The organism is Streptomyces hainanensis, from assembly GCF_004348415.1.
Lineage (GTDB): Bacteria > Actinomycetota > Actinomycetes > Streptomycetales > Streptomycetaceae > Streptomyces > Streptomyces hainanensis.
Window position 1 is genome coordinate 1 of record NZ_SMKI01000228.1, and the last position, 12,333, is coordinate 12,333.

Genomic DNA, 12,333 nt, shown 5'->3' on the forward strand with positions numbered 1-12,333 from the left:
GAGGCGAAGGCCCAGCGGCGCCCATGGACGAGGCAGCGTGACTTCTCCTCCGAGATCGCGCCCGACGACATGGCCGACACCGCCGCGGTGTACGCCCAGGCCGCCGGTGAGGCGTCCGGAGCCGGTGAGCTCGCCGAGCGCGCCACCGAGGTCGGCTCGGACGCCGGTGGGCTCGACGGCGAGTCGCTGGTGGACGGCGACGGCAGGATCGACGCTACGGCCCGTGGGTTGCAGGGCAATGGCCGGGACATGGACGGCGTGGTGGACTACCTCGTCCGCTCCATGAACCGCGCGATCGAGGCCGACGAGGAGGTCTTCGACCTGGTGCTGGGCGACGGCGGCCTGGAGGAGGCCCGTACCCGGCACGTCACCGCCGCCGTCAACGAGTGGAACGGCTGGCAGTCCGCTCTGGAGGCGGCCGTGCCGACCAACCCGTTCGGCGACTCGTTCCTGCTGCGGCCCATCGTCCCGCTCGACGTCAGCTACGGCGGCCGGACCCTGAGCATCGCCCCGGAACAGGACTGGAGCCGCGCGGTCTACAGCCTGCCGGCCTCGCTGGCCACCGAGATCCGCGAGAAGCACCTCGGCAACGCCGCGGAGGACGCCGTCACCGCCGACGGGGAGATCACCGATGCCATCGAGGCATACCGGACCCAGCTGGCCGAGTTCGGTGCCGAACTGCAGGGACTCGGTTACGACCTGTCCGGTCCTCTGGGGCTCTGGACCACCGAGGAGATGGCCGAGTACTCGGCGGGGAAGTTCCTGGAGGAGCTGAGGAAGGACGACCCCGATCAGCAACTGCTGGCCATGTACAGCCAGGGCCTCGAGGGCATCGCGGACGCCGTGTACGGGGACTCGCTCAACCCCGGTGAGCCTTCCCGCAGGTTGACCGCCGCCGAACTCGCCTACCTGGAGGCCTTCATCGGCCGGATCGACGACCCCGAGGTGCTGGCCTCCCTGGCCACGAAGATCGAGGGCTGGGACGAGTCGAAGGTCAACCTCGCCAACGGCATCGCCATGCTGGCCGATCCCGAACTCGGCGGTCACGACCCGAGCACGGAGGCGGGCCGGCAGGCGCTGCCCGAGTTCGTCCGCCGGTTCGTGTACGACGACAAGCAGGGCGGCCTGTACCCCATCTACGAGTACGGGCCGACCGAGGGGCAGGACTTCATCAGGGAACTGGCGCTCTTCAACCAGTTCGGCGACCTGATGTCGCACACCGTCGTCCCGCCGGGCGACCAGTTCGCCAAGGACATGGCTCGCACGGCCGTCGACATCCAGGGCCTGGCGCAGCTGCAGCCCGGGTGGAACATCCACTTCACGGACTACGTGACGGACACCGGGAGCAGCGACCTGCTCACCGCCGTGTCGCGGAACAGCGAGGCCTCGGCCGCCCTCCTGACCGACGACGACTTCCGCTCGGACTTCCTCAACACGGTCTGGCACGAGAGCGACGGGGCGGCCGACCTGATCCGCTCCGGCGCGCTGCTGCCGGCCGGCGTCGACCACAACGACCCGGCGGCCGCCCAGTACACCGAGGCCGCATACCGGCTGTTGAGCGAGGCGGGCGACCACAGGCAGGCGATCAACGCCGACACCGGGGTCGACGAGGCCCTCTGGCCCCAGCAGGGCTCGCTGGAGCGGGCGATCGGCGACGTCACGCTGAAGTGGATGGACCATGTCTCGGCCGGCTCCCAGGAGGGTGGGTACCACGCGTCGAGTGACCCGGACGGCGACAACCCCTGGACGGCGAGGAACCGCAACGGCCGGGACCACCTGTACTCCTTCGAGCTGACCGGCGCGGAACGCGAAGGACTGTTCCGCGTGATGAACGAGAGCGATGAGGAGACCCGGCAGGCGTTCTTCGAGGAGGTGGGCCGCTGGCAGCGGGACACCGCCACCGGGGCCTTCCTGCGCGACGAGGCTTCCGGGCACAACGAGGAGACCTCGACGATGCGCAACATCGCCCGCGTCGCCGGCACCCAGGTCCGCGTGCAGGACGACCACGACGTGTCGGACTACTCGAAGCAGCAGTACACGACCTACGGCGCGATCTCCCTCGGCGCCTCCGTCGCCAACACCCTCGTCGACTTCGGCAAGTTCAACGCCGTCACCACCGCCGCCGCCTACGGCATCACCGAGGGCCTGCGCTACGGCCTCCCCGCCGGCAACGAGGCGGTGGCGCAGGCGCAGTGGGACGCGGAGAACTACGGGGACGGGCCGCTCAAGAAGCAGGTCGCCCAGGCCGCCGTCGACGCCGACTACGACGGGGCGGCGAGCCGGCACACGGACACGCTGCCGCGGGAGGGCGACGAGAACTTCCGCCCGAGCGAGGTGTTCTCGGCGAGCGAGACGATCGCGGGTGACGTCTTCCCGCACTACCAGGCCGCCTTGATCGACGGATACAACGACGCCATCGAGCCCAAGGCCTCCGGCGGCGGCCAGTGGTCACGCCCGGCACACCAGTGAACCGCTGACCGGCGCCGTTCGGCGCCGGCCGCCCGACTGATCACCGTTCACCGACGCTTCGACCCCGTGTAACGCGACCGAAACGGCCCGGCCCCGCCCTCCAAGGAGGTTGGGGGCGACTGTGATCGGAAACGTGCGGGGGACGAGCCAGTGCCTGACTTCAACTTCACGCCGGACGAGGTAGAGGAGAAGGCCGGCAGAAAGCCCTGGACCAGGCAGCGCGAGTTCTCCGAGGAGATCAGGCCGGACGACATGGCCGACACGGCCGCCGTCTACGCCCGGGCCGCCGGCGAGGCCGCGAACGCCGGCGAACTCGCCGCCCAGGCCACCGAGACCGGCATCTACGCGGGTGGCCTCGACGGCGACTCGCTGGTCGACGGCGAGGGGCGGATCGACGAGACCGCCGGCGGACTCCAGGGCAACGGCCAGGACATCGACCGGGTCGTCGGCTACCTCGTCCGCGCGATGAACCGCGCCATCGACGCCGACGACGAGGTGTTCCGCCTCGTTCTCGGCGACGGCGGCCTGGAGGAGGGCCGCACCCGGCACGTCAGCGCCGCCATCAACGAGTGGAACGGCTGGCAGAGCGCCCTGGAGGCCGCCGTCGCCGCCACGCCGGCGCCCCCACTCGCCGTCACCCGGCCCATCGTCCCGCTCGACGTCGGCTACCGCGGGCGCACCCTCAGCATCACGCCGGAACAGGACTGGACCCGCGCGGTGTACAGCCTCCCGGGATCACTCGCCGACGAGATCCGCGACCGGCACCTCCAGGACGCCGCCGACGACGCCGTCACCACCGACGGCGAGATCACCGACGCCGTCGAGGCGTACCGCACCAGGCTCGCCGAGTTCGGCCAGGAGCTCGGCGACCTCGGCTACGACCTGTCGGGCGGCCCCTTCGACCTGTTCACCACCGAGGAGATGGCCACCTTCGCCGGCCAGCGGATCGCCGAGGAACTGGCCAAGGACCACCCCGACCGCGACGTGCTGCTCCGCTACACCGAGGGCCTGGACGGCATCGCCTTCGGCGTGTTCGCCGACCCCGACAAGCCGGGCAGCGAGAACCTGTCGTTCCTCAGCCCCCAGGAGCGGGCCTACCTGCTGGAGTTCTACGAGCAGTTGGACGCCGAGGACCTCGCCGCCCTCGGCGCGCTGCGCGACCCGGACGGCGACAACACCGCGCTGCGCCGCGTCGCCAACGGCATCAACCTGCTGACGGCGGCCGAGCTCGGCGGCATCGACATCACGATCCCGGAGAACAAGGAGCTGATCCCGGACAGCATCCGGGAGTACGTCTACGACTACCGGGACGGCACAGGCCTCTACCCGGTGGGCAACTCCGAGTACCTGCCGGCGCTCGACCGGTTCAACGACTTCGGCGCCCTGCTCTCCACCGCCACCGTGCCGCCCGGCGACGTCTTCGCCAAGGACCTCGCCCAGGCCGCCGTCGACGTCCAGTTCCGCACCAACAACGAGTACCTGGGCACCGACAACACCTTCAGCCGGGACCTGCTGCACACCGCGTCCCTCAACACCGGCGCCTCCGCCGACCTGCTGAACGACACGAACTTCCGCGACGACCTGCTCGGCCTGCACTGGGAGGACAGCTCCGGCGCCGGCGACCTGATCAGGGCCGGCACCACCGTCCCCGACGGCGTCGACCACAACAGCGACGAGGCCAGGGCCTACGTCGAGGCCGCCTACCACGTGCTCACCGACGCGCCCGACCACCAGAACGACGTGCTCGCCAAGGGGCTTCCCGGCTACTTCGACGCCGACCACACCGCGCTCCAGGACGCCATCGGCGACACCGCCGTCCAGTACCTCGACATGATCTCCAAGGCGTCGGAGGACAGCTCCTTCGACGTGCCGTCCGACCCGAACGACCCGAACGCCCGCACCGACCGCGACCTGTACGGCAACGACTACCGCTACTCGTTCGGGCTCTCCCGCGACGACCGGCAGGGTCTGTTCGACATGCTCCTCCAGGGCGAGCCGAGCAGCAGCCAGGACTTCCTCGACGGCGTCACCACCTGGGAACAGGTCACCGCCTACAACGCGTTCGCCCGCGACCCGGAGGGCCGGCACGACGAGGGCGCCGCGTTCGAGGGCATCGGCCGGATCGCCGGCACCGTCGAGAACGCCCAGAACAACGCCGTGTCGGTCGGCGACGAGAACCGGCGACAGGCGTCCGCCGTCACCGCCATCGGCCAGGCGGGCGCCATGGTCCGCGACATGGTCGCCCCGCTGCCCGCCAAGATGGCCATCCGGGTCGGCGCCTACGGGCTCGGCGAGATGTTCCGCTACTCCCAGCCGGACCCGGCGATCGCCGCCGAGAACACCCGGCTCGACTCGCTGCAGTACGGCGACTGGGTCACCGAGACCATCGTGGCCAGGGCCGCCGTCGCCGCCGACTACCAGGGGCTCGGCGACACCGAGCTCAGCGACGTCCGCACCGACCCGGACGTCAGCAAGGAGGACCTGCACCGGGAGGTCGTCGGTGTCTCGGGCCGGTACGACTGGTACGCCAACCAGTTGGACCGCGCCTACAAGGAGACCGTGGGCTGAGACCGTGGGCTGCGACCGCCGGCCGGGATCGCCGGCCGGGACCGCCGGCCGAGACCGAGTCGTACGGAACTGATACGTGCCTGATACACGACGCCCCTAGCCGCGATCATGATCGCGGATGCAATCTGGCGCCAGGCACTTCCCCGGGAACCACGGCCGCCCCAGGGGCCCCGTGCCCACGTCAGGAGGCCGCCCTACCATGGGGCGGATTCTTGGCGTTGGCGATGACCGGTCTGAGAGGCAAAGAAGATCGTGACCAGCCCGACCACCGTGTTCCGACGACCGGCGCGCGCAGCCCAGCCCGCCGTGCCCTCGACCGAACTGGTGCTCAAGGCTCCGCCGCCGCTGCCGAAGCCCGAGGACAACAACCTCTGGATGACCGCCCTGCCCGCGCTGAGCGGCCTCGGCTCCGTCCTCTACATGCTCACCATGGGCCGCGGCCCCATCGGCTACATCGTCGGCTCCATGTTCCTGGTGTCCTGCCTCGCGATGGTCGTCGGCTCGGTGGTGCGGCAGCGCGGCAACGCCAAGAGCCAGGCGCGCAACGAGCGCCACGAGTACCTCCGCTACCTGGAGCGCACCAGGACCGAGGTGCGCCGCACCGCCGAGGCCCAGCGCGAGGCCCTGGAGTGGAACGCGCCGGCCCCCGGCACCCTCTGGTCGGTCGCCGGCAGCCGCCGGCTGTGGGAACGCCGCAGCGCCGAGGCCGACTTCGGCGTCGTCCGGGTCGGCCGCGGCCCCCGCTACCTCGCCACCCCGCTGGTCCCCGGCGAGTCCGCGCCCGTCGAGGACCTGGACCCGCTGTCCGCCGTGGCGCTCAAACGGTTCATCGAGGCCCACTCGGTCGTCCCCGAACTGCCCGTCCAGGTCGCGCTGCGCCGCTTCGCCTCCGTCGGCGTCACCAGCGGGGGAGACCACGCGGACGCCAGGGCGCTGGTCCGGGCCGTCGTCGCGCACGCCGTCACCTTCCACTCGCCGAAGGACCTGCGGGTGCTGCTCTGCGCCGCCGACATCGAGGGCCCGCGCTGGAGCTGGCTCAAGTGGCTGCCGCACACCCACCACCCGGAGGAGAAGGACCACGTGGGCCCGGTGCGGATGACGCACCCCAGCCTCGCCGTCCTGGAGGACTGGCTGGGCGCCGAACTCACCCGCCGCACCCGCTTCAACCGCGACGCCGACCCCGACCCCGACCTGCCGCACCTGCTGCTGATCCTGGACGGCGGCCTGGTCACCGGCGGCGAGGCCCTGCTCGACCCCAACGGGATGCAGGGCGTCACCGTCCTCGACGTCGACGGCCGGGCCGCCGCCCTCACCGAGGCGCACGGCGTCCGGCTCGACATCGCCGACGGCCGGCTCTCGGTCCTCGCCGGCGAGACCAGCGACGAACTCGGCACCGCCGACGCGCTCTCCGAGCCCGAGGCCGACGCCCTGGCCCGCCAACTCGCCAGGTTCCGCGCCGACGTCGCCCAGAGCGCCGGCGACGCCGACGACCTGACCACCACCGTCAACACCCTGCCCAGCCTGCTCCACATAGCCGACCCCGGCCGCCTCGACCTGGACGGCCTCTGGCGCCCGCGCCCCATGCGGGACCGGCTGCGGACCCCCATCGGCGTCTCGGCCGACGGCGGCGTGCTCGACCTCGACATCAAGGAGTCGGCGCAGAACGGCATGGGCCCGCACGGGCTGCTCGTCGGCGCCACCGGCTCCGGCAAGTCCGAGCTGCTGCGCACCCTGGTGCTCGGCATGGCCAGCACCCACGCCACCGACCAGCTCAACCTGGTGCTGGTCGACTTCAAGGGCGGCGCCACCTTCGCCGGTATGTCGGAACTCCCGCACGTCGCCGCCGTCATCACCAACCTGGAGGACGACCTCACCCTCGTCGACCGGATGCGGGAGGCCCTGTCAGGGGAGATGAACCGCCGGCAGGAGGTGCTGCGCGACGCCGGCAACCTCGTGTCGATCCGCGACTACGAGCGGGCCCGCCAGCGCGGCGCCCACCTCGCGCCGCTGCCCAGCCTCTTCATCGTCGTCGACGAGTTCTCCGAACTCCTGGCCCAGAAGCCGGACTTCGCCGACCTCTTCGTGCAGATCGGCCGACTCGGCCGGTCGCTCGGCCTGCACCTCCTGCTCGCCTCCCAACGGCTCGACGAGGGCCGGCTGCGCGGCCTGGAGGCCCACCTCTCCTACCGGATCGGCCTGCGCACCTTCTCCGAGTCCGAGTCCCGCACCGCGATCGGCGTGCCCGACGCCAACCACCTGCCGAGCGCCCCAGGACACGGCTACCTCAAGACCGACACCACGACGCTGAAGCGGTTCCGCGCCGCCTACGTCTCCGGCTCCTACCGCACCGGCGAGGAGGCCACCGGCGCGGCGCTCGGCGGCGGCATCAACATCCGCCCGTTCCCCGCCGGTTACGTACCGGTGCCGGCCGAGGAGCAGGAACCCGAGCCAGAACCCCAGCCGCGCGTCGACGAGTTCGACGAGGCCGAGGACCTCGGCCCCACCGTGCTCGGCGTCATGGTGGAGCAGATGACCGGGCACGGCGCGCAGGCCCACCAGGTGTGGCTGCCGCCGCTCGACACCCCGGAACCGCTCGACAGGCTGTTCGGCGACCTCGCCGTCCGGCCCGGCCGCGGCTTCGGCGCCGCGCCCACCAGGCCACCGCTCACCGCCACCGTCGGCGTCGTGGACCGCCCCTTCCACCAGCGGCGCGACCCCATGGAGCTCGACCTCACCGGCGCCGGCGGCCACGTCGCCATCGTCGGCGGCCCGCACAGCGGCAAGTCCACCGGCATCCGCGCGCTGATCGCCTCCCTCGCGCTCCGCCACACGCCCTGGGAAGTGCAGTTCTTCTGCCTCGACTTCAGCGGCACGCTGTTCCCCTTCGCCGGCCTGCCGCACGTCGGCGGGGTGGCCGGGCGGCTGGACGCCGAGATCGTCAACCGCACCGTCGCCGAGGTCCTCGAACTGCTGGAGAGCCGCGAGACCAGGTTCCGCGAGTCCGGCGTCGAGTCCATGGCGGCCTACCGCGCCGCCCGCGCCGAGGGCCGCGTCGACGACCTGTTCGGCGACGTCTTCCTGGTGATCGACGGCTGGGCGGTGCTGCGCCAGAGCTACCCCGAGCTGGAGGCCACCCTGATGGCCACCGCGGGCCGCATGCTCACCTACGGCATCCACCTCGTCATCACCGGCAACCGCTGGCTCGACATGCGCATGGGCATGCGGGACATGATCGGCACCAAGATCGAGCTCAAGCTCGGCGACGCGCTCGACTCCGAGATGGACCGCAAGGCCCAGCGCACCATCCCCACCGGCCGCCCCGGCCGCGGCATCACCACCGACTCCCTGCACTTCCTGCTCGCCGTGCCACGGGTGGACGGCATCCGCTCCGACACCGGCATCGCCGACGGCGTCGGCGACCTGGTGCGCCGGATCAAGGACGGCTGGCAGGGCCCGGTCGCCCCCCGCGTCCGGCTGCTGCCCACCAGCTTCCCGCTCGCCGAACTCCCCCCCGAGGCCGCCGCGGTCAGGGGCGTCACCGTCGCCATCGAGGGCAACCGCCTGGAGCCGGTCGTCTTCACACCGGGCGAGGAGGCCGGCCTGATCGCCATCGGCGACACCGAGTCCGGCAAGACGTCGCTGCTGCGGGCCGTCGCCCGGCAGGTCATCGACAGCTACGCCCCCGACCGGGCCAAGCTCATCATCCTGGACCACCGGATGACGATGCTCCGCGAGTTCGACGGCCCCCACCTGCTGGGCTACTCCACCACCCACGAGCGGTCGGTCGAGGTCGTCGGCGGCCTCGCCGAGGGCCTGAAGAAGCGGCTGCCCAGCACCGACGTCACCCCGGAGCAACTACGCGACCGCTCCTGGTGGTCGGGCCCCGAGATCTACCTCCTCGTCGACGACTACGACCTCGTCTCGACCAGCCGGGGCAACCCCCTCAAGCCGCTGCTCGACTTCCTGCCGCACGCCAGGGGCATCGGCCTCCACCTCTACATCACCCGGCAGGCGGGCGGCGCCTCCCGCGCCGTCGTCGACCCCATCCTCGGCCGTCTCAAGGAGCTGAACGTGCCGGGCGCGCTGCTCAGCATCCCCAAGGACGAGATGCCGATCTGGGGCTTCAAGCCGGCCACCCGCAAGAAGGGCCGCGCCCTGCTCACCCACCGCAGGCTCGGCAACCTGCCCGTCCAACTCGTCCGCGCCGAATCGCCCCACGCCACCGCCCCTTCTGATCCGAGCCCGAGGACCACCTCATGAGCGGCAGCCTCACCCAGTCGCCGGCCACCCAGCCGGTCGCCCCGCTGACCGCGCCCGGCGACGCCGCGCCGCACGCCCCGGGCGGCGGCGCCGAGTTCGTCCGCGTCGGCGTCGCGGGACCCACCAGCCGCGCCGACCTCGCGGTGCCCGCCGGGGTGCCGCTCGCCCGCCTGCTGCCGACGCTGCTGCGGCACGCCGGCGAGGACGCCACCCAGGACGGTGGCGTCCGGCACGGCGGCTGGGTACTGCGCCGCGCCGACGGCACCCGGCTCGACCCGGCGGCCTCGCTCGCCGCGCAGGGCGTCCACGAGGGCGACCTGCTCTTCGTCGGCCACGGCACCGACGACGCCACGCCGCCGCTGTACGACGACGTCACCGAGGTCATCGGCTCGGCGGCCGGACCGGTCGGCTGGCCGGCCGCCGCGACCCGCCGGGCCGCCGGCGCGCTCGCCACCCTCGGCACCCTCGCCGCCTGCGCGGCGCTGGCCGTCGCGCCCGGCCGGCTGCCCGGCTGGCTCGGCCTGGCCACCGCCGCACTGACGCTGCTCGTCGGCGTCCTGATGTCCCGCGCCTTCGGCGACCGCGCCGCCGGCACCTTCGCCACCGTGCTCGCCGCCCCGCCGGCCATGTTGGGCGCCGTCCGGCTGCTCGGCACCGAGGAGGGCACGGTCGCCGGCTTCACCGCCGGGCACCTGCTGCTCGCCTGCGCCGTGCTGGCCGTCATCGGCGCGCTCGGCCCGGTGCTGGTCGGCGGCGGCGACGGCACCTTCACGGCCCTGGTGGTGGCCGGCCCGCTGGCCGCGAGCGGCGCCCTGATCTGCGCCGTCTGGGACGTGCACCCGGCCCGGGCCGCCGCCGTCGCGGCCCCGCTCGCCCTGGCCCTGACCACCCTGTGGCCCACCGTGGCGCTGCGGGTCGCCCGGATCCCGGCACCCGAGGTCGTCGCCTCGGCCGAGGACCTGGAGGCGCTGCCCAGCCAGCTGGAACACGAGCGGCTGCGGGAGCGGATCGCCAGGGCGCGGCGGCTGCTGGTCGGCATGCTGGTCGGCAGCCATCTGGTCACGGCCGGCGGCACGTTGGTGCTGTTCGGCTCGGGCGAACTGTGGCCGAGCGTGCTGGGCGGCGCCCTGCTGGCCCTGACGCTGCTGCGCGGCCGGCTCTTCCGGGAGACGGCACAGGCCGCGATCCCGCTCACCACCGGCCTGCTCGCGCTGGCCGGCGGGACGGCGTTCCTGCTCACCGACCGGATGGGCGAACGGCTGCCGCTGCTCGGCATCGCCCTCCCCATCACCCTGGTGGTCGCCCTGATCGCGGGCGGCGTCGCCGTGTCCGCCGGCCGCGTCCGGCTCAACCCGCGGCTCTCCCGTGGCCTCGACCTGTTGGAGTCCGTGATCCTGCTGTCCGTCGTCCCCCTGTCCCTGGCGGTCTGGGAGGTCTACACCGCCCTCCTCGACCTCCGCGTCTGAGGGGGCACGAGGTGGCTGACCCGGTGGATTCCCCCACCTCCCCGCCCTCCTCCGGCCGCCGGCACCCGGCGGCGCGGCCGCCGGCGCGGTGGCGTGGCCGTGTCGCCGACCCGGTGGCGTCGCCGGCCGACGCCGGTCGCGCGGCGCGCCGGCCCGGTCGCGTCGGCGACCGGCGGCCGGTGGCCGTGGTGTTGCCGGTCTGGGTGGGGCGCGGAGCGCGGCGGGTTGCCCGCGCGCTGGCGCGATGGCATGGCCGCGCCGCCAACGGGCGACCGGCCGTCGGCGTCGGCTCGGGCTCGTCGGACGTCGGCCGCTGGCCGGTGGCCGTGGCGTCGCCGGCCGACGCCGGGCGCGTGGTGCGCCGGCCCGGTCGCTTCGGCGACCGGCGGCCGGTCGCCGACGCGGGCTCGCGCCGCGTCAGCGGCGCGCCGTGGCACGGCGCCGGAGGCCGGAGAGGAACGGGAGGGTGGGGGAGGACCCGCCACCTCGTGACGCTGCTCGCCGCCGTGTTCGTCGTACACGGCGTCGCGCCGGGAGGCGCGACGCCGGCCGTGGCGGCGGAGCCGTGTCGGACGACGTCGCCCGGCACGGAACTGCCGGACGGCGCCGGCCCCTATCCGCTGATAGACCAACTCGGGCTGCGGCAGGCGTGGGACCTGGCCGCCGGCGCGGGGGTGACGGTCGCCGTCGTGGACTCCGGCGTCGACGCCAGCCACCCCGACCTCGACGGGGCCGTGGCGCGCGGCAGCGAGTTCGAAGGGGTCAACGAGGAGCGGGAGTTCGATCGCACCACCCCCGCACTCCAGCAGGACTGCGACGGGCACGGCACCGGCGTGGCCGGGATGATCGCCGGCCGCCGCACCGACGGCGACCGGATGGCCGGCGTCGCGCCGGCCGCCACCGTCTACCCCGTGCGCCTCGCCGGCGGCATCGACCAGGCCACCCCCGGCACCGTCGCGGCGGCCATCGACGACGCCGTCCGGTCGGGGGCGCGGGTGGTGAACCTCTCGTTCGCCGTCCCCGTCGACCACCGGCAGATCCGCGAGGCCGTGGCCCGTGCCGTCGCCGCCGACGTGCTGGTCGTGGCGGCCGCCGGCAACGAGGGCAACCAGGGCGTCAGCGGGGGCCACATGTATCCGGCGGCCTACGACGACGTGCTCGCCGTCGGCGCGGTCGGCGAGGACGGCCAGCCGATGGACGCCTCCAACGCCGGCCCCTGGGTCGATCTGGCCGGCTACGGCCAGGAGATGGCCGTCGTCGCCCCCGAGGGGTCCGGCTACCGCGCCGAGTCCGGCACCAGCTTCGCCGCCGCCCAGGTCTCCGGCGCCGCCGCGCTCGTCCTCTCCCGGTTCCCCGACCTGTCGGCCGACGACCTCGCCCGGCGGCTCGTCGGGTCGGCCACCCAGGTCGGCGGCGGCGTCAACGACCGCACCGGCGCCGGCATCGTGGACCCGTTCGGCGCCCTCACCCACCTCGGCGCCGGCGAGAGCGACGGCACGGAGGCCGCCCCGCCCGGGCACCTTCCCGTGCAGCCCATCCCCGTCAGCGAGCCGATGCTCTCCGACACGGC

The 12,333-nt window shown here is 73.3% G+C and carries 5 protein-coding genes; all 5 read left to right on the forward strand.

Features of this window, described 5'->3' with window-relative positions; genetic code table 11:
• On the forward strand, positions 1-2,469 hold a 2,469-nt coding region (locus E1283_RS37425; RefSeq protein ID WP_165956193.1), incomplete at its 5' end, for a TPR repeat domain-containing protein.
• A gap of 150 nt (positions 2,470-2,619) precedes the next feature.
• A complete protein-coding gene (locus E1283_RS20780; protein ID WP_132819614.1) occupies positions 2,620-5,037 on the forward strand; it encodes a TPR repeat domain-containing protein in 2,418 nt (805 codons plus the stop codon).
• 252 nt (positions 5,038-5,289) lie between these two features.
• Positions 5,290-9,297 carry a type VII secretion protein EccCa gene (gene eccCa / locus E1283_RS20785; RefSeq protein WP_132819615.1) on the forward strand — a complete coding sequence of 1,336 codons (4,008 nt, stop codon included), beginning with the start codon at positions 5,290-5,292 and terminating at the stop codon, positions 9,295-9,297.
• Positions 9,294-10,763 carry a type VII secretion integral membrane protein EccD gene (gene eccD, locus E1283_RS20790; protein WP_132819616.1) on the forward strand — a complete coding sequence of 490 codons (1,470 nt, stop codon included), beginning with the start codon at positions 9,294-9,296 and terminating at the stop codon, positions 10,761-10,763. The genes eccCa and eccD overlap by 4 nt, the downstream gene beginning before the upstream one ends.
• Positions 10,764-10,786: 23 nt before the next feature.
• On the forward strand, positions 10,787-12,333 hold a 1,547-nt coding region (locus tag E1283_RS20795), incomplete at its 3' end, for a S8 family serine peptidase (protein WP_165956194.1).

Excerpts from the sequence above, each read along its gene's own strand:
- eccD (WP_132819616.1), top strand. The coding sequence starts at position 9,294 with ATGAGCGGCAGCCTCACCCAGTCGCCGGCCACCCAGCCGGTCGCCCCG.